The organism is Paenibacillus sp. Aloe-11 (assembly GCF_000245715.1).
Lineage (GTDB): Bacteria > Bacillota > Bacilli > Paenibacillales > Paenibacillaceae > Paenibacillus > Paenibacillus kribbensis.
The window spans coordinates 138052-160949 of record NZ_JH601059.1 but is presented as its reverse complement, the minus strand read 5'-3'; the positions used below and the strand labels follow the sequence as shown (position 1 = coordinate 160949).

Below are 22898 nucleotides of genomic sequence, written 5' to 3'. Positions count from 1 at the left end.
ACGGGGCTATGTGAACCGAATATTCACACTTATTTTGGCAGACAACTGGCAGGAAGCAGAAGCTTATGCGCACAAGTTGGAAGGGATCATCGCTGGATTGGGATGCTTATAATTCGGGAGGAATTCAAGATGAAAACAGATGTATACCATGTAGTACCCTTGCTGGAAAAGGTATTAAAACTGGCTCCGGGCGAGCTTGAACAGTTGGCTCCTGATCAGGACCTGCGAACCTTGGGGCTGAATTCTCTATCTGCTGTTGAATTGATTGTGGAGCTGGAAAATGAGCTTGATATTACGATGGAGGACGACGATCTGGTGCTGGAGCATCTATCTACACTGCAAGGCATTGAACGTCTGCTGGGCAAATATGCATAAGGGCGCGGAGAAGACCAGACCTGTGCAGGAATCTGGCATGGATAGTCGTCATGATTCCATTGTTGATCACGCTGTTGAAGAAGTCGCCAACGCTCTTCCGGGGAAACATTGTGTATATTCATCTCTGCGCACGTCATTGCGACGCTATGGGGTGAACATGGCAGAATCCGAGCTGTTCATGCTGTGTGGAAGCATGTGCGCGGAGTATAGCGGAGATTTGAAGCGCTTCGGACCTGAGAAATACCCGGAACAGCTGCAAGAAATGGCAGCCAGCGGCGGACCTGTGATTCAGGTGGAGCCGTGGATCGCTGGCGTAAGCGATGAAACCGACCTGCTGCGAGTGCTCACGTCAGGCTACGGTACGATGCTGCATACGTCAAGCACGGCCTTAACTTATCACGATGTGTATGTGAAAAATTACCCAAGGGGTCATGTGATTGAGCTGTGCGGATTGGACCTGGGGGAGCGGACGGCACAGGTAAATGATAGCTTCCTGCTGGATTCCTCGGGACAGGCTATGACTTATGTGGGACCGGCCCGTCTCGATGATTTGATGCAGGGGATTATTGAGTATGCATGGCTGGTGGAGCAGCCTGTCCGGCTTTCGCCAGGTGAGTTGCATGCTGCGTGTGCATACCATATTCGTCAGTATGTGACCGGGCACGAAGCGGTCTGGAGAGGCGTGCCTTCACTAGATGAGTCGGCAAATCAGACTGGAAAGGCTGCAACAGGCAAGCAGGTCAAGCGAGGGGATGCGGGGTACCGGGCATTTGTCGACGATTTCCGCTTGTTGGCAGATATGGAGGATCAGGATTTTCGGACGTACTGCCATGAAATCTATTACAATCTGCGATTGGGCAGTGCCCTTCATCTGATGGATTACACCGCTGATTATTGCCTGCGGCATCAAGCTACGCTGGGATCGCAGGCACAGCATGTGATTGAATTGGCCCAATCGTTGTACGCAGATTGGCACAAGCTCAATCTGTATATTTACAAAACAGGCCTCCAACTGCGCAAGCAGCGGATACCTGAGATTAGGGAACGCGCTCTGAGCCTGATTGAAAGACAGCGGTATATGCTGGAGAATTTAATGGTTTTAACGGAGCAGGCAGCCGATTAGTTCAGGTTGAGCGTTCGGTTAAATCGTTTGGGCCAGTCGGATCAGGCACGTTCACCAAGGTGTCACGGACAGAGGAAAGAGGAGGGGAATCCATTGCCGTCCATTACATTGAATCAATTGTCGAAAACGTTTACGTACTACAAAAAGGAGCCGGGCGTGCGCAAATCGTTACAAAACCTGTTCAGGCGGGAAAAGCTGACCAAGAAGGCCGTGCAAAATGTCAGTTTCAGCATTGAGGAAGGGGAAATTGTCGGGTTTCTTGGTCCGAACGGGGCGGGCAAAACAACGACGCTCAAAATGCTGTCCGGTATTCTCCATCCCAGTGAGGGGGAAGCATCGGTACTCGGTTTTACCCCGTGGAAGCGACAAAAAGAGTTTAAACGCCAGTTTTCCATCGTGATGGGACAGAAAAACCAACTCTGGTGGGACTTGCCTGCAAGCGAGTCGTTCGAGCTGAACAAGCTTATCTACGAAATAGATGAAAGACGTTATAAGGAGGCGCTGAACGAGCTGGTCACCCTGCTAGGTGTGGAGGAGCAGCTTCATGTACAGGTGCGGCGGCTATCTCTAGGCGAGCGTATGAAAATGGAGCTGATCGCCGCGCTGCTGCATCGTCCACGGGTTATTTTACTGGACGAGCCGACGATCGGACTGGATCTTGTTTCCCAGCGGCGGATTCGTGAGTTTTTCAAAGCCTATAACCGCGCGCACCGGACGACCATCCTGCTGACAAGCCATTACATGAAGGATATTGAGGATCTATGCAGCAGATCCATCATTATTAGCGGTGGCCAGTTGGTTTATGACGGAGATTTGCACAAGGTGAACGAGGTCATCGGTGCTCGCAAACTGCTCAAGGTCCGGCTGGAGACTCCCGTGCCTAACCTGACGCTGGCGGGACTCGGCAAGCTGCGCTCTGGCTCCGAGCTGGAGGCGGTATTTGAGCTGGATGCAGAAGATACTCTGACCTGGTCCAAAAAGATTTTGGATGCACTGCCTGTCGTTGATTTTACGATTGAGGATGTCCCGCTGGAAGAGGGGATAGCCAATTTGTACGATGGGGGCAGGCTGGCTGATGCGAACTAACAAATATGTAAAGGTGCTCCAGCTTGGCATGCAAAACGAGATGGAATACCGGGCCAATTATTGGCTGCAGATGGCGGGATTTATGCTGCCGATCATGACGCAAATTTTTCTCTGGCTTGCGGTATTCGGCTCTTCGGGACAGGCAAGAGTGCTGGGCTATTCTCTGCCGGAAATGCTGGTTTATGTCGTTATGGCGGGCGTGACCGGAAAACTGATTGCCACGGGCTTTGAATATGAAATTGCTACAGATATCAAGGAAGGCGGATTGGCCAAATTCATGGTGCAGCCTGTGCATTATTTTGCTTACCGTTTTTGCCGATTTATCGGTGGCAAAGCGGTACAATCCGCAGTCGTACTGCTGGCGGCTGTTATTTTGCTGCTATGTCTCAGTCTGGACGGACATATCGGCTTCGAGCTGTCGTATATTCTGCTTTACATATTGGCGTTGCCGGGAGCGCTTGTGCTCAATTTTGTGGTCTATTACGCGCTGAGCGGCATAGCCTTTTGGGTGACGGAATCGGCGGGATTATTTTATACGCTGTCGCTTGTCATTTACGTAGCTAGCGGTACCGTGTTCCCGCTGACGATTTTTGGAGATGCTTTGGCCCGTCTGTTCAGCTTGCTGCCGTTCAGCTACACTGTATTTTTTCCGGTGAACGCGCTAACGGGTAAGCTGACTGTGTTGGAAGCCGCCAAAGGCATTGGCGTACAATGGCTCTGGATTGCAGTGCTGGCGGCTGTATCACGCTGGGTGTGGCAAGCCGGGCTCAAACGCTTTGTCTCGGTAGGAGGCTAACATGAAAAATGTTTTCCGAAACGTTGGGCGTTATTTTAGGCTGTACTGGAAGTTCGTCCAGTTTTCCGTCATGTCGCAGATGGAATACCGCATTAATTTTATTACTGCGTTTCTGGTTGAAACGGCTTATTTGCTCATCAAGCTGCTGTACGCTTCGGTTCCATACCGGGCCGGGACGGACATTAACGGCTGGACTCCCGATGCGGTGCTGCTATATATCGGCGTATTTACGATGATGAGCGGATTTTACAGCGGCTTGTTCTACAGTAATTTTACAAGTCTGCCTGACAAAATCCGTACCGGCTCGCTGGACGTGCTTATCACCAAGCCGGTGTCGCTGCAATTTATGGTGACGCTGCGTCAATTTGAGCTGGGCTACACCGTGCCGAATGTAGTAGGCGGCGGAATCATGACGGGCATTGGCTGGGTTCGACTCGGGCTGCCATTTGATTGGGAAACCGTGGGCGGCTTCGCTGTGCTGCTCGGATGCGGGGTGCTTACGGCCTATTCCGTGTTTTTGCTGCCACAATTGCTGGCCTTTTGGATTATCCGCACGAATGGCGTAACGGAGCTGTCCAACAGCATTTTCGAGACAAACTATGTGCCGATGGCCGTGTATAGCAACCTGATTCAGCGTATTGGCTTGTTCGTGCTTCCGGTGTTTGTCATTTGTAACTTTCCACCCATGTTTATTCTCGGCAAAATGGATACCGGTTTGATTGTATGGGCATTTCTCGCACCTCTCTGGCTGCTGGCGATCATCCGTTTGATATGGCAGTTTGCGCTGCGAGATTATACGAGTGCAAGCCAGTAGCGCTACCGTCTTAGTAGGCTAGTCATAGTAGGCTAATAACGAAGCAAGAAAGGAAGCGAATGACATGAATGCGATACCGAGCCAGCGTCATTTGTATATGGGAACGTTCGAAGCGGAGGCATACTGGCGGGACGCCCAGTTGGCTTCCCTGCCCGCTCTGCCTGACCGGGCATCTTCAGCGATTGTAGCAGCGATGGATGAACTGCTGTTCAGCTTTTGTCAGCCGGGAGATGCATTATTGACCCGTTATGCGATTTCGCCCGTGCATCGTCAGTATATCGCAGAGCTGGGCTTTCATCCGGCTGTCAATGAACGGGATTTGACGGATGGAATGGAGCAAGCTGGCGGCAACGTATCAGCGGCTTCTGTTTTTGAGCTGCTGGGCAGCCGCAAGGCCGATACCGGAGAGGGCTTCCCTCAGCTGGAGGGCTGTGTGCTCAGCCCGTTTGCGGGCTTGCCATATGTGGAAGAGGCTGCTCAGGCTTGGGGAATCACATTGCACCAGCCGCCGCTGGAGACGATTCGCAAGGTCAATGCCAAAACCTACTCCTCTGATCTGAAACGCAGTCTCGGCCTGCGCAATCCAGGCCATATCGTGACTTCTTTTGCGGATGTAGCTGAGGCGGGGCGCAAGCTGCTGCGGGATGGAAGCTTTTTAATCAAGGATGATTTTGGCGTATCGGGCAAAGGAAACCTGCACATTACTTCGACACAAATGCTGGACCGGATCGTATCGTATTTACGTGGACAGGAGCGCAAAGGCAAACAGGTGCTATTCATTCTGGAGCCTTTTTTGGAAAAAGAGCAGGATTTTTCATGCCAATTTTCGATTGGTGATGATGGGAGGGTGGATATCCTATCCGTGCAATGGCTGGCCAACACTCAATTTGCCTATCGGGAATCGTTGTCGCCGGACGAGGCTTTTATGGAACGGCTGGAGCGCGAGGGCTATTTTAGCTTAATGCAGGACGTGGGACGGCAGCTGTATCAGGATGGATATTACGGTGATGTTTGCATTGACTCCATGACACTCCGTGGCGGAAAGCTGGAGCCGATTATCGAAATTAACGCCCGCAAGTCGATGAGTTTGATCAAGCATCAGCTCGATAATTTTCTCGCCACGAAAAACATGCGTGGCACGCTGACGAATTATTCGCTGTCCCATGACGGTAGTCTGTCTTATGAGGAGCTGCTGGAAGGGCTGAAATGTGAGGGACTGCTGTTCACAGGGGAACGTGAGGAAGGCATAATGCCGCTGGGCGCCAATACGTTATATGTGAACACAGGTGGACGAGATGGGGAAAACAGGATTGAAGGCTATCCAAGCATATCAAGCACAACAAGCAGCAATGCAACCGTGCGCGGAGGCAGATCATCTGCCAAGCAGGTTCGCGTGAGTGGGATGAGCAGCGGTGATAGCGGCTCAGAAGGGAATGGCATGGCCAAGCAGGACTCAAGTGGTAAAAAAGAAGCTGCCGGAAGCGAACGGGTCCGAGGAAAGGGTCGTCTTTATTTGGAACTGGTTGCTGCGGGGGACGAAGATAAAATGCGTTTGACTACAAAGCTGGAGCGTTATTTGGCGGAGCATCATTTTACAGTGCTGAATTAAACGGGAGGCGTATGAGCATGCGTACAAGTATAGAACAGCAGACGAAGATAACGATTTTGTGTTCCGGTTTCGGACTGGGTTTTTATACCCCGGGCTTGTTGTTGCAAGCGGGTTTTCGCAGACTTGGCTTCGATACGGCAATTCATGTGTTTGAAAATGTGCTGCCGGAATCGGCCCGTCTCCAGGTCGACAAAAGCCGCAAAGCTTATCACGACAATTTTGCCGTAGCCTTAATGTCACAGAAGGTGCCGCAGGATATGCGCAATTCATTGGACCCTGCTGCAATGGAAGTACTGCTGAACCAATGGATGGCAGAGGATCGGCAGTATTTTATATGCTTATCCGGTCATTGGATGTATGTACTGGAGGAGTATCGCAAACGGAGAAATCCGGAGTCGGTGCAGGTGGACATCGTGTATATGGATTCGACACCTTCCCCTTCCTGGAAAAATCTAGCCAAGCATAACCCGCATTTTGCTGATGGCTGTGTAGAAACGACTTTATTTGAAAATGAGAAGAATAGAGTCAGCCATTATATTGATATCCCGGCTGTTGAGTATGTTCCGTTTGAAGAGCGGCAATCCCGCTTATTCGTACATGGCGGCGGCTGGGGCATGGGCACATACCGTGACAAGGTTGGACAGCTGGAAGAGGCGGGCTGGGAGCTGGATTTGCTGTTGTATGATCAGGATCAACCGGATGAACAACGGGACAGTATACGCTATTTTCGGATGGACCCGCAGTGGAGAACATGGCAGCGAAATGAAGCTGGAAAGCATACGTTTCCACCTTTCGGAGAGGTAAAACCGGACGAGGAGACAGTGTATCGGATTGGGTCAGATTACCATAGCTTGCTCGACCGAACATGCCATGTCCAAGCCATTGTCAGTAAGCCCGGTGGAGGCAGCATGGCCGATTCGTTCGCTACAGCTACTCCGCTTATAATGCTGGAGCCGTTTGGTGTGCATGAGAAGCATAATGCGGATCTGTGGGAACGTCTGGGACTAGGTATGCGCTACGAGACGTGGATGGAAACCTATGGCGGCAGTGCTGAGGTACTGGAAAATATGCATCGGAGGATCGTGGAGCTGCGCAGTCAGACGCCGCGCTATGTGGAGTCGTATGTAAATAGCATCCGGATGCAGGCGAGTACATCGGGAATGGAGAAAGGGTCATGAACCTCGCCGCTGCTGCACATGAACCTGCGGTGCGAGATATCCGCTTTGGAATCATCGGCTGTTCTGCCATTGCGCCGCGTGCATTGCTGGAGCCGACCCAGCACGTTGCAGGGGCCCGTGTGACCGCGCTCGCGAATCGTACGGTTGCCAAGGCGGAAGAAATGGCAGAGCGTTTTGGGGTCAGTGTCGTTTATCGGCATGCCGAGGATTTGCTGAAGGACCCGGAGATCGACGCTGTATATATTGCACTTAGCAACGACCTGCATGCCGAGTGGATTGGCAAAGCATTGCAGGCTCACAAGCACGTGCTGGTGGAAAAGCCGTTGTGCCTGAATACGGCGGATCTGATTCCCTTGGCCGCGGCTGTTGAGCAGAGCAGTGCTTACCTGCTGGAGGGAGTCATGGTGATGCATCATCCTTGGCAGCGTGAGCTGCGAAGGATCGTGGAATCTGGTTGCTATGGTCGTTTACGCTCCATAGCAACTAGTCTGTGCATTCCCGCCAGAGACGGGCATGCGAACAATTACAGATCCCGGCCGGAGCAGGGCGGGGGATGCTTTTGGGATTTGGGCGTGTACTGGCTTCAGCTGCTTCAGGCCATCGTTGGATTAGAGCAGGCGGAATTCCGCAGCCAATCGGATTTCGACGGACCCCATGGCTGTGACTGGACATTTCACGCACAGGCCCGTTATCCGGGCGGCTTGGAGGCGACAGCCCTCTTTTCATTCGAGCGGCCTTATCGCTGCGCTCATGTACTGACCTTTGATTCGGCGGTGGTCACCTTGCAGGACTGTTTTCGGGCAAATTTGGGTTTTTATAAAATAATACTCAAGACGGAAATGACGGAAATAGTACAGGACATCACGCCGAATATAACGGCTACGGCTGTATCGACGGAGGGATCATCGCATCAGTTGGAATCCCATTTTCACTCACAATTTCAGCCACAGCCACAATCCAAAATGAAAACTGTTTTCGAGCCTATGAACTATTATGTCAATCAGCTGGAAGCCTTCTGCAGCATCATCCGGGGGGAAGCGGAGCCGATTCCGTTCCGTGAGGCCGCTGAGCGAGTCAGACTGCTGGCAGCCATTCATGAGGCAGCACGTTCGGGCGAGACGATCTATGCAGTATGAGTATGTGCAAAATGCTGAGGATAGAAAAGCGAAAAGAGGGGGATTTCAGCAAATGGTTGAAAAGGACGAGTCCTTGCTGGAGCGTTTTGGTAATCATCCGACACCATTTTACTATTATGACGGAGACGCGATGTATGCTCATGTCAGCTCGCTGTTGGCCCGGTTGCACCCGGCTGTGCGTATACATTACGCGCTAAAGGCTAACGGCAACGTAGCCTTGGCGGGATTGCTGCGCTCGTTAGGCTGCGGCGTTGAGATCGCTTCGGCCGGGGAATTGTTCGTCGCCATGGAGGCAGGATATGCCGCGGAAGACGTGCTGTACGCCGGACCGGGAAAAACAGCAGCCGAGCTGAGCGAGGCGGTAGCCTGCGGAATCGGTTGCATTCATGTCGAATCGGTGCGGGAGCTGCGTCTACTGGAGGACATTGCTGCGCGAGCGGGCTTATTTGTCAGGGCTGCGGTTCGTATCAATCCCGATAACGATCTGTCGGGGGCGACGATTAAAATGGGCGGTGTTCCCCGTCCCTTTGGTGTCGATGAAGGGCAGCTGGATCACTTTTTTGAGACGCTGGAAGAATGCCCACATGTTTATTTTCAAGGCATCCAGGTATATACAGGCACGCAAATGCTAAAAGCGGATCAGATTCTGGCTTCGTTTGCAAATACGCTGCAGTTGGCGGAACGGGTACAGGCCCGGTATGGTGTTGCCATGCATACGGTAAATTTGGGCGGCGGGTTTGGTGTCCCTTATTTTGCTCATGAGCAGCCATTGGATATGGAGCAAGTCATCGACGGACTGAACGCGCTCGCCGAGCAGACCCGATCCCGTATGCCGGGAGTTACGCTAATTATCGAAAGCGGCAGATATCTGGTCGCTCAGGCAGGTAGGTATGTTTGCCGGGCATTGTATACCAAGGAGTCCAAGGGAGAGAAGTTTGTGGTGGCTGATGGCGGCATGAATCATTATGTCTCGGCTACCTTTCGGGGCCGCCGTCTTCGGGACAACTACCCGGTGCGAATTATGCGCAGGCAGGTGACGGAACAGGAAGTACGGGAAATGGGAGCTAACATACGCATGGGGCAGCGAAATGCTCCTATTCAGGAGGACATTGCTGTTGAACTGCCAGGAGAGGTTGCAAACCGGATAGAGGAGCATTCGACAGAAGCATCGCTGGAGCTGGAAACCGTAAGCATTGTTGGCCCGCTATGTACACCCGAGGATTGTATGGTGAAAAAAGCGCAGCTTCCCCCGATTCAGGAGGGCGACTACATCGTCTTTCCAAACGCGGGGGCTTATGGACTAAGCTATAGTCCAGTGCATTTTCTGGGACATGCTACCCCGGCAGAGCTGCTCGATTTTCGCGGGGAAGTGCATGTGATTCGTGAACACGGTAACCGCATGGATTTGCTCCATCATCAGCGCATGATTCCGTTGCCGGAGGATGTGCTGTAACCAAAGATGCACTGAAACCAAAGATGTGCTGTTAGTATGCAAAAACGCCAAAATCATCGGAGTCGATACACACTGACCCCGTGTTTTGGCGTTTTATATTATGAACAACGTGGATTGGATTAGTGTTGCTTGGAGCTGCGCATTTCCTGACGCACAAGCTGCCACACCATGAAGATCAGCACAGCCACTTGTGGGACAAACGTTTCCCAAGTCGGATACATTCCCAGCCAGCTAATGGAAGGGAGTGTGGAGGCAGTATGCCCCGGAAGCTTGCCAGCCACCTGAAGTGAATGAATACTTTCGCCCAGAAATCGGAATACGAGATAGTAAATCAGTACAGTGGCAGTCAGGAAAAAGGCGCGAATCGGCAACCTTACGCTAAATTTGATGATTGCAAATGCCAGGACGACCAGTATAGCCATCGCTGAGCCAATGCCGAGCAGCAATTGCGAGGTTTCGATGGCTGGAGCCATACCGATATAAAAGATGGCTGTCTCGGCTCCTTCACGCAAAATCGCAAGTGCAGACACGGCGAATAGCGACCACAAGCTGCCGCGCGCGAGCGCATTGCCGACGCTGCTTTCAACAAAGCGGTTCCACGCGACGGCGCTGGATTTGCTGTGCAGCCAGCTGCCCACAGTCAGCATGAGCACAACCGCCACCAGCCCGGTGACGCCTTCCAGCAGCTCACGCATGCTGCCTGAGGCGGCAGCCGCCACCAGCGTGGTGAACAGCACCGCCAAGGCTCCGCTCAGCACCAGCCCCGTGCCGGCGCCTGCCCATATCCAGCGGCCAGCCACGGCTTCGCCGCTTTTTTGGGCATACGCCAGCAGAGCTGCGAGTACGAGAATGGCCTCCAGGCCCTCGCGCAGCAAAATCAGAGCGGCATCCCAGGCGGTGTAGGAACGATTTTCCGTCAATGGCTGGAGCCTGTCCAGCATTTGATCGAGCGTCTGGATCGCTTTGGCCGTGTCTGGTGGAGAAGACAGGAGATGACCGGAAGTCTCGGTCATTTCATTTTCAATCGCTGTATACGAAGCCGGATCGGAAATTTGCACATGCCCCTCCACAGAAGGCCACAGAGCGATAAACTGACCTATTTTGTCAGCTGCTTGCTCTGGCTGATTGGCTGCCGCATCCTGCCGTGCGGATTCGAGCAATTGGACTGCGTCGCTCAGGGATACAGTCGTACCATTCGACGTTCCAGGCGCCGCATTGCCTGCACTTGCTCCCTGTCCTGTGTTCACGGACTTGCCCTGACTATAATCAGATAGGAGGGTCGTCAGTTCTTGCATTTCCTTAAGAGCCTGCTCTTGACGAATCGGCTCGGCTTGCATGGAAATGCGAATGAGACTGATTTTGGTTTCCAGCGCACTGTATACCGGAAAATTGTCCAAACGGATCGGGGTTTCCACCTGATACCAGGCTTTTACGATTCGGTCGTAATCGACCCGGGCAGCTGTCCAGTCGCCTTTTTGCATGGCAGCCAGACTACCCTTCGCCATAGGAAGCAGTTTTTCTGCTGCTGTAGCTCCAGCCGGGGCTGGTTGATCTCCTTCGGCAGCAGTCACATACTCATTAACCGAGCGTGCCAGCACGGATAGTGCAGCTTTCGCTGACTCCCCGCCGCCACTGGCCAGCGCCTGTTCCGCGTCGGTGAGCGCCTGATCTACAGCCGCGATGTGGGCTGAATCACCGCCATTCGTTCTGGCAGTCTCCCACAGGGCACGGAATTGTTTAAGATCCCCGGAGGCTTCGACCCATTGGGCCTGTCCCGCTTCCACCAGCGCTCCGCCCACCACAGGCATTAGCTGATCGTTGGAGACAGCTTTGGCATCTGTTTGTGCAAAAGCGACCGCTCCCGAATCGGATATGAACGGGGTCACTGTCAGTAGCAGAGCTGCCAGCAGCAACACCCATCCCAAGCTTTTATTGCGCCTATTGCGCCGCTTCATCATAAATCCCCTTCCTTGCCTGCTATTAAAATAACGTATCCCCGATGTAGCCGCCTTGCGATACACCCGGGAAGCAGGCGAACACCGCACTGCCTTTGTGTACAATATATTCATTCAGCTTGTCATTGCGTGCGAGCTTCTCCTGAATATGAACGAACTGCTTGAACAGATCACGCTGGTAGCTGATGAACAGCAGTCCGGCATCTAGCTGTCCTGTTTGCTTGTCCAATCCGCTTGAATATGAATAAGAGCGCCGCAAAATATTCATGCTCCCGTCTCCATGAGCCAATGCAACATGAGAGGTGGGAGGCGTGAGTGGCTTGCCTTCCGGACTTGTAACCGCCAGATCGAGCTTGTCAAACTCCTTGGCCTTCCCTAGTGGGGCACCGCTGCTGCGATGGCGTCCAAAGGTATCCTCTTGATCGCCCAGTGTGGAGCGATCCCACACCTCTATCCGCATGCGTACACGGCGTACAGCCATATAGCTGCCGTTGCCCATCCATGCTGGCCCATCACTGGTTTGTGTCCACACCAGCCGCTTCATCTCGTCTGCCTTGGACGTGTCCGGGTTCCCAGTACCGTCCTTGAAGCCGAGCAAATTGCGAGGTGTGCTTCCTGCCGGGTCGGCCTGTGCAGTCCGCTGAAAGCCCTCCTGCGTCCAGCGAAGCACTGCCGTTCCTCGGGCGATACGCGCCAAATTACGCAGGGCATGGAAAGCGACCTGCAAGTCATTGGCGCATACCTGCACCCCGATATCGCCGCCGCACCATTGCTCATCCAGCGCATCCCCCTGGAAGCGCGGCAGCTCGCGGAAGCCGGCAGGTTTAAGCCCTGCCAGACCATAGCGGCCATCAAAAAAGGATGGCCCTACCCCAAAGGTGATCGTCGTCCGGGACGGCGACAACCCCGCTGCCTCGCCCGTATCGGAAGGAGGCAGGTTGAGGTTTTCATTATCCGTGCCGATCAGCGTACCAGAAGTCATCGTAGCACTTGCTTCCGTCCAGGCCTTGAACAGGCTGCGCACCTGTGCCTTGTCGCTTGTCGTCAGGTCAAAGGCTGCGAAGCAGATGAAATCCTGTGCCGGAGTCACAATACCGGCCTGATGTTTGCCGTAAAAAGGGACCACATCCTGGGTATCTGCCTCTGTCATCATGCTTTCGAGGCGTTGACCGGCTGACAGCACAGCTCCCACGCCACCGCCGCCGAGCAGGAGACCCAGTCCACCTACCCCGGCCAGCTTCAAGAGCTCCCGGCGTGATACGGTTTTGCTCTTTCCTGCCAGCTCACCATCCGCTGGCAGTGCATCCTTTTTTTCCAGCTTAGCCTGTTCTTTGTGGGATTCCGCATGCTGCGACGCTCCATGATCCTTTTGCCGCTTAAAACCCTTCATATCATTACACTCCTAACAATTTACCCATTTGGGACAGCGGTTCTGCCAAGGCATCAAGGTTCTGGCTCAGCTTTTTAATTTCTTCCGGCTTCAGCTTTGTATACGACACGTAGCCTTCACCTTCCTTGAAAGGAGCCAACTCCTGCTGCAAGGCCGCAAAGCGCTCACCAATTTGTTTTTCCAACGCCGCATCTTTTTGGTTCAGGTCTGTTTTCAGGATGTCATAGATCTTTTGGGCGCCCTCCACATTGGCTGCGAAGTCGTACAGATCCGTATGGGAATATCGTTCCTCTTCACCCGTCACCTTGGAGGTAGATACTTCATTTAACAGCTCGACCGCACCCGTTACCATCAGACTGGCGTCAATGTTGACCGTTTCTACCTTGGCACGCAGCAGCTTGGCATCACTCAACAGGCGGTCGGCAAACTCGTCCAATCCTTTGGTCGAGTTCTCTTCCCACAATGTTTTTTCAATACGGTGGAAGCCGCGCCAATCCGCTGCATCCACATCACCGTCGCGAGCATCGATATTCGGGTCCAGGTCGCCCAGCGCTTCTGCAATTGGTTCAATCCGTTCATAGTACATGCGCGCGGGAGCATACAGCGCCTTGGCCTTGTCCAGATCGCCTGCTTTGACCGCATTCGTGAATTCTTCCGTCTTCTTCACAAACGTATCACATTGCTGGGTGGCATAGGTGCGGTAAGCTGCTACCGCTTGATCAAAATTGGGGGCAGAAGCCGCAGGAGTCGTTGTCTGTGTTGCTGCTCCCGCATCTTTGGTCGCTGCAGCGGGCTGCTGAGCAGCAGTCTCGGTTTGTCCGCAGCCTGCAAACAGAATAGAAGAGACCAGCACACCGGCCGGTACGGCATAACGTAGTTTCATAATCAATGACACCCTTTCTGGCCACACTGGGCCTGAACCATAGTCTGTTGCGCGATATCTATATCGAATTTTATTTGATAATGATTATCAGTCGCGGTTTTTCTTATCATAAGGCTGGCCCATATGCCTGTCAATACATAATTTAGACACAAAGTCCAACCCATCATTAAAGCAGTAAACAAGGTGCCTATGCCCATTTTTATCCGCATATTGAACCATACCTGAGCACATGACATAAAATGTGTTGACTGTATCCCTTAACCTTGTTACACCACACAAAACCCGAGCAAGGAGGGGTGAAATTGACGAAGGGTAACGACCACAAAAACAAGTTTTTGTTAACTCACCGTGAACGTGAAGTATTTGAACTGCTGGTGCAGGACAAAACGACGCGTGACATCGCCGGACAGCTATTTATTAGCGAAAAAACGGTCCGAAACCATATTTCTAATGTGATGCAAAAATTGAACGTAAAAGGTCGTTCACAGGCGGTCGTGGAATTAATCAGGCTTGGAGAATTAAAAATCTGACCTCTTGTTCCTTGCGGGGTACAAAGTCTTCTCGATGGTCCTTCAACCGTGAGGGAGGGTCGGGAAGGCTTTTGTTTTGTAGTGAACATAAAAAAACAAGCGAGTGTCTAAAATAAGCTTGATTACGATTTTTTGGATTAGGTTTCATTACCATCACGCTCCCTTGGGATAGGCTCAGCCTGCAGGAATTTTCAAGGGTCAAAGGTTTCTACGGGCAGAGCGTGATGGTAATCCAATTTATATGATTAGGCATGAGTCACCTGCTTGGGGTTATTTTAAAGGTGAAAGTGGAATGTGAATCTTCGAAGAGAATTCTTCAACGAATTCCACATCGATTCGGCTAGTATGAAAGACATACAACTCACGTGCAGGGTACAGCTTATGAAAATATTTATACTCTTCCCATGCTTGATGAGGGATGTCGTAATCCTGAATTACCACCATATCTTCAAGGTTTCGTATATGGTTGTTAGAACTGACTTTGATAGCTTCAATTAAAACAAAACGGTCTGGGAGCGTTTTAGTAATCTCTTCCCATTTAATTAGAGTCACCTAAGAGAATATTAATTTCTTCCCCACAGTGTTGATGAAACGATCATAGATTTAGATAAAATAGATCTACGTTACAATTTTATTCCTAAGCATCAAGTTGGATAGCATCAATCAATTAGAACTTGCAGTAAGGAAGAAATTCGGGTATAATTTTTGAGCTTTTCTCCTGGTTACAAGACAGCAACTGCTCGATTTCAGCCAAAGTAAGAAATATTTTGTTCCAGTTCGGCATGGAGCAGGCTCAGTAACGATCCGAGTGAAAACGATAAACTGGAAGAGATCGATCAGATTGCAAAGGAGATTTTAAGAAAAATTTATACATAAAATATAATTTAGTTACTTTCAAACACCTTTGATTAATTATGTTTACCAAAGTTCAAAAAATCCTTGAGTACTTATACGCTCAAGGATTTTTTTGTATCTTTATTTTATAAGTTTGATAAGTTGAATTTGAGATTGTTTGGGCAGAGAATCGGAGTGTTCATATACACTGATCAAATAACTGACAACATCATTTTCATTACTCAAACCTAACTCTGTTTTTATGGATTGTAATTTTTCTTTTATATCTTCATACACCATAACACTTTTTCTTTCCAAAATGGATTCGCCTCCCTAAGAGAAAATATATCACACGAATGAATTAAAAAAAAAGAAAATGAAGAGTTTATTAAAATGTATGTCGCGAATCCAGTGGAGGCATTGTCTGTTTATTTCCTTGAGACTGTTGATGTGCATACTTTTTGGGAGTGGCGTGACGCTGACGGTACTTATGAGAAGGCTATTGAGTATAAACGAGAGCAACCAGACATGACTCTAATTCAAGCCGTTGAAAGAGCAGAAGATGAAGCTTGTGGAGGTTAAAGATGCTCTGACATTAATGATGATGTTCGGTACGTTATTAGTTACGCTAATCGGATTAATCGTGACCATTGTTATTGCATTGAACCAAAACAAAAAGAAATAAACCGGCTTATTCTGACAAGGTGACGAAAAATAAAATATTAAACCGCTGAAAGATGTAGGAATTTGTGTGTAAATGTTGTATTATATATAGAAGGAAGAAACTACCATTCGATCATGTGGCAACTCACATGAATAATCAATACAGAAGGCTGTACCACAAAGTTATACAAGGATAGAAATGCATTCGGTGGTAGTCTAAGAATGCAAATGCCAATATTTCGGGTTTTAAGTTATACTTATATAAAGGTGTGAAGAAGAATCACAAGGAAGAAAAGCTCGTTGCTTCAGGTAGCAGGAAGTAGCTTTTCCATAGAGCTACCTGTGGTATATTCTTGATTGGAGGTGAACAGGCGACATATGACACCCAACCAACACTTGATGACTTATACGCTAAACAGCGGCATAAAGGGAACTGTCGACCTATCCAGTAAACAGGTTCAGGAATGGATCAAAGCATATCGAATTGGCAGCAAGTTTGTAACAGTAGTAGGCAAACAGTATTTTGGTTTAAACCCTGAGCTGGTAGCAGATTTTAAGGTACATAATGAATACTCGGAGCAGAGAGAGCACATATCCATGATACAGCCTGTGATAGAACGCAAGGCTATAGATGTGGACCCGCTGGCAGATGCATATAATCAGCATAAAACGTTAATTCAGGTTGAATGTAAATGTGGAGCTTCCTACATAGAGGAGTCCCCGCACAAAAGAACAAAGTGGTCCTGCAAGGAATGCAATAACATTGTATTTCTGGATCGTAAAAAGGGCATGGTGGATACGGAAAAAGGCAAGGCGTGGTATATGACGAACAGGTACTATGTGGAAAGACAAAGCAACTGACAATAGTCAGTTGCTTTTATTCTAAATGCTCTATTCTCTGAGCTTTTTAGGCTGTTATAGCCTTTTGCCAAATAATAAAATTGATGTTTTTTGCGCTTTGTAGTACATTATCAAGTGTATTATAAGGAGGCTTCTCATGTACGGACATAGACAAGATGATACTTTATACATCATGACTTACACACTAAATAGCGGTATCAAGGGCACAGTACCTTTGTCTAATCAACAGATACAGGAATGGCTTGAGTGTTACAGAATCGGCAAAAAGTTTGTAACCGAGATTGGCAAAGAGTACTTTGGACTGCATGCGGAACTGGTGGCAGATTTTAAAGTTCATAATCAGTATTCAAGCTATCAGGAGGTCATTATCCCGATTCAACAGCCGGATACTGGCTTAAAAGAGTTGTCCCAGGCTTACAAATCAACAGAAACCTTGATTAAAGTAGATTGTAAATGTGGTACATCGTATGTGACGGAATCCCCCATTAAGCGGACCAAGTGGTACTGCACCAAATGCCGGGAGATTGTCTTTCTTGACAGTAAAAAGGGAATGGTTGACACATCCAGAGGCAAGGCTCATTATATGACTAATAAGTATTTTGTGGAACGGGAAACAACTGGCGTGTAAGCCGGTTGTTTTTTTTATGATTGGGGGTGAATTTCATTATAAACCGTGTGCACATCAACGAAACGCTTCAGTTGGAGCAAATCATCAGTGACCTGCGGGTGATGGGCTACGTGGCTTTTCATCATTATCCGCAAATCGCAGGCGAGTCTGATGAACTGGAGGAGTTGAAACAGCAACTGCTGTCATTTTTCCAACAGTATCATGTATTGTGGATCGAGGTAGATCCCTTAACGCAATATGCGGTAATCAATAATATGGGTAAGGCGACGGTGCTAAAGCTGATTGGTCGCAGGATGAACCCGCTGCGTGATCTGAGAGCGAATGCTGCTTTGGCCGGGCAGCCGCTTCACGAATGGGATCGGGAAATAGAGCGGCTGGACCAACTCGTGCGTCTGCTGCGCTATACCCGTTTTACATAAGTCGCTGTGAATGAAAACAAGAATAACCGAAAACAAGCATTCACGAAGCATGTGGAATCACATGTCGTGAATGCTTGTTTGTATCTTATTTTTTACCACATAAGATGAGCAAATCTATTGTAATATGCGTTAAATTCATTTCCTTTACTCGATGCCAATCTGCTTCCGTCGCTCCCCACGATAAGGGAGTCATATGGATTAAAGGCTCAATGAGGTCTGCGTTTAACGCAAAGCGATAGGTTACCCGTTCGGCGTTCAGAAGTTTAAAATGCTCTTTAAATCGGCTTACCGTATTGTCGTTCGAATATGCAGGCATATTCTTGTTCTGTTTATACAAGTATCTCAATTCCTTAAGATAACATTGTTCTGGAATGACCTTCAGGATGCAGCCCTCCTCTGAAAGAACTCTTGTAAATTCAGCATAATTGGAGGGGGATAAAATATTGAGTATACCGTCAAATTGTTGATTTGCAAAAGGACAATGAGCCAGATCGGCAACGCACCAGAGAGGATGCGGATATGTTTTGGAGGCAGCAGCAATGCCTTCTTTGGACACATCCATGCCTACACCAGTAAGCTCACTGATTCCTCTCCGGGTTAGCATTTTCTGAATGTGGCTCAGATGAGAGCCTTCCCCGCAACCGGCATCCAACAAATAATGATGTATTGTGCGGCCGGGCAGGGGCTTCATAAATTCCATCAGATGGTTGGTCATGGCTTCATTTAAGGGATCGAAAAATCCGCTGTTGCACATCTTTCTTCTGGAGGCAAACAGCTGTTTATCATATTTGGTTTTGTAGGCCCGGGAGGATAAATGTACATACCCGTGTCTGGATAGGTCATAGCAATGCTGGTTCGTACATAGGAGGCTTTTACATTCCACCATACGCATCGGTTGAGAGCATAGGGGACACCTAAAGAGGTGTTGATGTTTTTCAAACTGATTGGCCTTTATCGCGTGTTTATTCCATTTGGACATGAAGAATACCCCATTCATTCGTATTTTGGTGAATGAAAAAGGTACAGTCAAATAAGCCCAACCCATTTTTTTGAAAAATGATTGAGCTTTACATAACTGTACCTCACATTACCGTAAACGAATGAATTGGATAATCATATGGTGCAGCACTCCTCTACAAAAATAGAAAGGGCGAAAGCCCTTTCTATTGTAACATATTTATAGGAAGCTGGTGAGCTTACACCGACTTCAAGAACTCTACAATGGTTAACAGACCTTTGTCGAAATTCTCCAAATTAAAATGCTCGTTCGGCGCATGCAGATTTTCATCCGGCAAGCCGAAGCCCATCAATACAACCGGAGCAGTCAGCACACGGGAGAAGGTTTCCACGATCGGGATGGAGCCGCCATCTTTGGTAAACAGAGCACGCACACCGTACACTTTTTCAAAAGCATCCGCTGCGGCTTGCAAAAACGCGTGTGACGGGTCAATGTTAAAGGCGTTTGCTTTCTCGCCCTGTTGGATTTCCAGAGTAGCTCCTGGCTGAACATGAGCGCGCAAATGACGCTCGATTTTATTCAGAATGTCCTGCGGATTCTGGTTCGCTACCAAACGGCACGTAATTTTCGCATGAGCTTCCTTCGGAATGACTGTTTTGGTGCCCTCACCCTGGAATCCGCCGTACACGCCGTTCAGCTCCAGTGTAGGACGCGCTCCAACACGCTCAACGAAGCTGAAACCTTCTTCGCCATACAGAGAATCAAGCGCAAGTTCCTGCTGCAGCTTGCTCTCATTGAAGCCTTGCTTCACAAATTCTTCTCTCATCTCTGCCGATAACGGCGCAACATCATCGTAGAACCCTTCGACGCTAACACCGCCCTTGTTGTCATGCAGGGTTGCCAGCAAGGACACCATAGCATGCAGAGCATTCGGTACGCCACCGCCAAAGGAGCCGGAATGCAGATCCGTATTCGCGGTGTGAATGGCCACTTCCAGTGAGCACAATCCGCGTAGACCTGTGCAAATCGCAGGCTTGCCTTTTTCGATCAGGGAGGTGTCGGACACCAGTACAGCGTCGGCAGCCAGACGTTCAGCTCCGGTCTGCAAAAACTCAAGCAGGCTCGGGCTGGACACTTCTTCCTCGCCTTCAATGCAGAATTTGATGTTCAGCGGCAGCTTGCCCTCTTGCTTCAAAATAGCCTCAACCGCCTTAATGTGCAAGAACACCTGCCCTTTGTCGTCTGTCGCTCCGCGTGCATACAATTTTCCATCGCGGATAGATGGCTCGAACGGCGGGGTTTCCCACAGGTGAAGCGGATCAACGGGCTGTACATCATAGTGGCCGTATACCAGGATGGTCGGTTTACCGGGTGCATGCAAATGATCAGCGTACACCAATGGATGACCTTTGGTTGGAATAATCTCAACGTTTTCCAGACCGGCAGCAGTCAGTTTGGCAGCGAGCCATTCGGCTGCCTGGTTAATGTCCTTTTTGTGCTCCGATAATGCGGAGATACTCGGAATGGACAACCATTCCTTCAGCTCATTCAGTTGTTGCTCTTTGGCTTGTTCAAAATAAGCGGAATAACTCATAAAGTATGTATCCTCCTTTGTACTTGTAATTGTACGAATTTTGCTTTATCCCCCGAACCGAGGTCGTGGACGATATGTCTAGTTTACTACGTTTTGCGCTGAACGAAAAATAACAGATCAAAAAAGCGATTCTACCCGGGTCTGTCCAGACCTGAGCAGAATCGCCCTTCAGCATGAATTTAGATACACTTACACCCGGATGTCCAGTTGACCCCCGAGATGAGGCTGTACGCTTTTTTCCATCATCTGTATCAGCGCCTGCCCTTGCTCATTGGCTTGATCCTTGGCCAGAGCAGCAACCTTTATACTTGCGGCTTGGGCCAAGCTGGCCTGACTCATACCTGTCGATAATGCTGCGATATCCATATTCCAATCCTCCTTCATGATCAAGATTCTTTCTCTATATTTATCGGTTGGAACGGTTATTTTGTTTCATCCAATTGGAATTGGTGCAACAAATCTTGAAGCTGTTCGGCCAGACGGGTCAAATCGGCAGCGGAAGAACCGATCTCTTCCATCGAGGCGAGCTGTTCCTCGGCGGCGGCGGATACGGTCTCCGTATGGGATGCCGCTTCCTCAGCGATGCGCGTAATTTCCTCCATGCTGCTAACGACTGTGCTTGTTCCCTCTGCAACCCCGGCAGTAGAAACAGCAACGTTATCGAGCTGCTTCGCGGATTTGGCTACCGCTCTACGGATACGGGAGAAGGAACGACCGGACAGGTCAATGGAATTGATACCTTCGCTTACACGTTCTTTGGCAGATTCCATTGCGATCAGGGCCTCAGATACACCGCTCTGTATTCCTTGAATTTGTTCACGAATTTGCTGTGCTGAATGAGCCGAATTTTCAGCCAGCTTGCGGACCTCCGTCGCTACAACAGCAAAACCCTTGCCGTGCTCGCCTGCGCGTGCTGCTTCAATAGAAGCGTTCAGTGCGAGCAGGTTAGTCTGACTGGCGATTTCGGTTATGACGGTGACAATCGTTCCGATTCGTCCGGATCGGTCACTCAAAGCGCTGACAATCGTATCGAGCTCTTCCACCGTCGTGCGAATGCCGTCAATGGAAACGACACTATTGCCGATATGCTCACTGCCTACATCCGACGCCTCAATGGCCTGTGCAGAATAAGTGGTCATTTCAGCCATGGTGGCAGTCATGGCTGTAATGTCAGCGGACATGTTGCTAACCCGTTCCTGATTATCTTTTGCGCTGTGTACTTGACGTTCACTGCCTGCAGCTACATCTTGAATAGCTACGGTCACATGCTCAATCGCACGGGTTGTTTGTTCTGCCCCTGCGGCAAGCTCTTGCGAGGAGGCTGACAAATTGCCTGTCATCGCTTGAATTTCTCGAATCATGTTACGCAGGTTATCCACCATTTGTTGAAAATATCTGGATAAATCGCCAATTTCATCGGAGCTTGAAGTTGCCACATCGATGGAAAGATTACCTTGGCTGATTGCATCCATGGAATTACGCAATCTTTGAATCGGCTTGAGTATGCCGTTGATCATCAACATGGCCAGTACACCGATGATGATGGCTGAAATCACCAGGACAACGATTGTCGTAACGAGTATCGGTTTGGCGGAGGCACTTGTTTCGGCTTGGTCCATCGTTCCGGCAATTTTCCAGCCTGTCAGCGCGTTGGTTTTGAAAATCAGGTTTTTGGCTACGCCATTCAGATCATAACCAAAGCTGCCTTCCTTGGAGGCAAACAGTTGTGGCAGCATTTCACCCATTTTCGTACTTCCGCTGACTTCTGTCGGGTGGGTAACGACACGTTTGGTACCATCCAATATCATGATATAACCATTTTGCCCGATTTTTAAATTTGTGATTTCTTTCAAATTATTCAAATTCAGAGAAAGACCGAGAACACCGCTGTTGTCGGGAAGTGTACGTGAAATATACACAACGGGAACCTTGCTCGAATTGAGTTCGACAGAGCTGACTACGGTTTGCCCAGGTTTTTCAATGGCTTGTTTGTACCACGGACGCTCACGAGGATCAGTTGTACGTCCTGTGGGTTTGCCAATGATGAGCTTTCCTTCAGGAGTTCCTACAAACATATCGGTGACTTCTGCATGCATTTTCAAATACACTTGCAACCTATTCAGAATGTCTTCATCTGCTTCTGTACTGCTATCACTAACGGTTATCGTAGTAGAATAATATTCGATATCCGCGATTTTGGCTTGAATGGTTTGGGTAATTGCGCGATCAGATGCGGTGACGCTAGTAGTCGCACTGTCGAGTAATTGACGGTCCGTTTGGTCATATGCTGCCTTATAGGAAAACGAACTAACAATAATACTAGGTACGAGCATGACCAGCAGGAATGCTACTGTCAATTTTTTGCGCAATGTTAAATTCTTCAGTCGTTTCAGTTGTTTCATCAAACCCCCTGCTTTCTATGTGCGTATTCAATTTCTAATATTTATCTCATATGTATTTACTATCGGTTATTTTAAACCGAATTGATAGATTGATTGCTAATTTGTCCAATACGCTGAACAATTTCTTGTATAGCATGGAGTATTTTGCAATCTGGGAGGGATGAGGTATGTTTTTTTTCTGGATAGGTGATACGTATGCGGTTGAAATCGT

The 22898-nt window shown here is 49.4% G+C and carries 23 protein-coding genes and 1 pseudogene; 15 read left to right on the top strand and 9 right to left on the bottom strand.

Annotated elements, in window-relative coordinates:
• The first annotated feature begins 129 nt into the window (after nt 1–129).
• The 9 genes from WG8_RS18890 (at nt 130) to WG8_RS18850 (ending at nt 9570) form a co-directional block, all read left to right on the top strand.
• On the top strand, nt 130–375 hold the full coding sequence (locus WG8_RS18890) for an acyl carrier protein (RefSeq protein ID WP_007431825.1): 246 nt from the start codon (nt 130–132) through the stop codon (nt 373–375).
• Nucleotides 368–1498 carry a hypothetical protein gene (locus tag WG8_RS18885; RefSeq protein ID WP_007431824.1) on the top strand — a complete coding sequence of 377 codons (1131 nt, stop codon included), beginning with the start codon at nt 368–370 and terminating at the stop codon, nt 1496–1498. The genes WG8_RS18890 and WG8_RS18885 overlap by 8 nt, the downstream gene beginning before the upstream one ends.
• Nucleotides 1499–1591: 93 nt before the next feature.
• The gene (locus WG8_RS18880; protein ID WP_007431823.1) at nt 1592–2584 is read left to right on the top strand and encodes an ABC transporter ATP-binding protein; all 993 of its coding nucleotides are present in this window, start codon (nt 1592–1594) and stop codon (nt 2582–2584) included.
• A complete protein-coding gene (locus WG8_RS18875; RefSeq protein WP_007431822.1) occupies nt 2574–3380 on the top strand; it encodes an ABC transporter permease in 807 nt (268 codons plus the stop codon). Before WG8_RS18880 ends, WG8_RS18875 begins: the two co-directional genes overlap by 11 nt.
• Nucleotide 3381: 1 nt before the next feature.
• The gene (locus WG8_RS18870; protein WP_007431821.1) at nt 3382–4194 is read left to right on the top strand and encodes an ABC transporter permease; all 813 of its coding nucleotides are present in this window, start codon (nt 3382–3384) and stop codon (nt 4192–4194) included.
• Between the two features lie 64 nt (nt 4195–4258).
• Nucleotides 4259–5803, top strand: coding sequence for a hypothetical protein (locus WG8_RS18865; protein ID WP_007431820.1), 1545 nt, complete (start codon nt 4259–4261; stop codon nt 5801–5803).
• 17 nt (nt 5804–5820) lie between these two features.
• A complete protein-coding gene (locus tag WG8_RS18860) occupies nt 5821–6981 on the top strand; it encodes a hypothetical protein (RefSeq protein ID WP_007431819.1) in 1161 nt (386 codons plus the stop codon).
• Nucleotides 6978–8117, top strand: coding sequence for a Gfo/Idh/MocA family oxidoreductase (locus tag WG8_RS18855; protein ID WP_007431818.1), 1140 nt, complete (start codon nt 6978–6980; stop codon nt 8115–8117). Before WG8_RS18860 ends, WG8_RS18855 begins: the two co-directional genes overlap by 4 nt.
• A gap of 52 nt (nt 8118–8169) precedes the next feature.
• Entirely contained in the window at nt 8170–9570 is a 1401-nt protein-coding gene (locus tag WG8_RS18850) for a diaminopimelate decarboxylase (RefSeq protein WP_007431817.1), read from the top strand.
• Nucleotides 9571–9689: 119 nt separating this feature from the next.
• Here WG8_RS18850 and WG8_RS18845 read toward each other — a convergent pair whose 3' ends face one another.
• From WG8_RS18845 to efeO, 3 genes are read right to left on the bottom strand one after another with little or no spacing between them, the layout of a single operon-like run.
• Nucleotides 9690–11528: an FTR1 family iron permease gene (locus WG8_RS18845; protein ID WP_007431816.1), complete on the bottom strand. Its 1839-nt coding sequence runs from the start codon at nt 11526–11528 to the stop codon at nt 9690–9692.
• A gap of 22 nt (nt 11529–11550) precedes the next feature.
• On the bottom strand, nt 11551–12915 hold the full coding sequence (efeB, locus tag WG8_RS18840; RefSeq protein ID WP_007431815.1) for an iron uptake transporter deferrochelatase/peroxidase subunit: 1365 nt from the start codon (nt 12913–12915) through the stop codon (nt 11551–11553).
• A 4-nt stretch (nt 12916–12919) separates the two neighbouring features.
• Nucleotides 12920–13798, bottom strand: coding sequence for an iron uptake system protein EfeO (gene efeO / locus WG8_RS18835; RefSeq protein WP_007431814.1), 879 nt, complete (start codon nt 13796–13798; stop codon nt 12920–12922).
• A 302-nt stretch (nt 13799–14100) separates the two neighbouring features.
• On the opposite strand from efeO, the gene WG8_RS18825 reads away from it, so the two are divergent.
• Entirely contained in the window at nt 14101–14328 is a 228-nt protein-coding gene (locus tag WG8_RS18825; protein WP_007431813.1) for a helix-turn-helix domain-containing protein, read from the top strand.
• A gap of 975 nt (nt 14329–15303) precedes the next feature.
• Here the strand turns inward: WG8_RS18825 and WG8_RS27190 are convergent.
• Nucleotides 15304–15480 carry a hypothetical protein gene (locus WG8_RS27190; protein WP_157136339.1) on the bottom strand — a complete coding sequence of 59 codons (177 nt, stop codon included), beginning with the start codon at nt 15478–15480 and terminating at the stop codon, nt 15304–15306.
• A 75-nt stretch (nt 15481–15555) separates the two neighbouring features.
• On the opposite strand from WG8_RS27190, the gene WG8_RS18815 reads away from it, so the two are divergent.
• The 5 genes from WG8_RS18815 to WG8_RS18800 all read left to right on the top strand — a co-directional run bounded on the left by WG8_RS18815 (nt 15556) and on the right by WG8_RS18800 (nt 17733).
• Nucleotides 15556–15744, top strand: a complete 189-nt coding sequence (locus tag WG8_RS18815; RefSeq protein ID WP_007431812.1) for a hypothetical protein — start codon at nt 15556–15558, stop codon at nt 15742–15744.
• Complete coding sequence (locus WG8_RS28775) at nt 15734–15847, top strand: putative holin-like toxin (RefSeq protein ID WP_232289129.1); 114 nt, start codon at nt 15734–15736, stop codon at nt 15845–15847. Before WG8_RS18815 ends, WG8_RS28775 begins: the two co-directional genes overlap by 11 nt.
• Nucleotides 15848–16203: 356 nt before the next feature.
• On the top strand, nt 16204–16686 hold the full coding sequence (locus WG8_RS18810; protein WP_007431811.1) for a hypothetical protein: 483 nt from the start codon (nt 16204–16206) through the stop codon (nt 16684–16686).
• A gap of 136 nt (nt 16687–16822) precedes the next feature.
• Nucleotides 16823–17314 (top strand): hypothetical protein, encoded by a 492-nt coding sequence (locus WG8_RS18805; protein WP_007431810.1) that lies wholly within the window; start codon nt 16823–16825, stop codon nt 17312–17314.
• A gap of 20 nt (nt 17315–17334) precedes the next feature.
• Complete coding sequence (locus WG8_RS18800) at nt 17335–17733, top strand: hypothetical protein (protein WP_370629379.1); 399 nt, start codon at nt 17335–17337, stop codon at nt 17731–17733.
• 85 nt (nt 17734–17818) lie between these two features.
• Here the strand turns inward: WG8_RS18800 and WG8_RS18795 are convergent, their stop codons facing one another.
• From WG8_RS18795 to WG8_RS18785, 5 genes and pseudogenes are all read right to left on the bottom strand, one after another.
• Nucleotides 17819–18487: a methyltransferase domain-containing protein gene (locus WG8_RS18795; protein WP_007431808.1), complete on the bottom strand. Its 669-nt coding sequence runs from the start codon at nt 18485–18487 to the stop codon at nt 17819–17821.
• A gap of 69 nt (nt 18488–18556) precedes the next feature.
• Nucleotides 18557–18712 (bottom strand): annotated as a pseudogene (locus WG8_RS29565) (putative RNA methyltransferase); the annotation flags it as partial.
• Nucleotides 18713–18929: 217 nt separating this feature from the next.
• Nucleotides 18930–20285, bottom strand: a complete 1356-nt coding sequence (locus WG8_RS18790; protein ID WP_007431807.1) for a dipeptidase — start codon at nt 20283–20285, stop codon at nt 18930–18932.
• 189 nt (nt 20286–20474) lie between these two features.
• Nucleotides 20475–20651, bottom strand: a complete 177-nt coding sequence (locus tag WG8_RS26735) for a YjfB family protein (protein ID WP_007431806.1) — start codon at nt 20649–20651, stop codon at nt 20475–20477.
• A gap of 56 nt (nt 20652–20707) precedes the next feature.
• Nucleotides 20708–22687, bottom strand: a complete 1980-nt coding sequence (locus tag WG8_RS18785; protein WP_007431805.1) for a methyl-accepting chemotaxis protein — start codon at nt 22685–22687, stop codon at nt 20708–20710.
• Nucleotides 22688–22898: the final 211 nt, after the last annotated feature.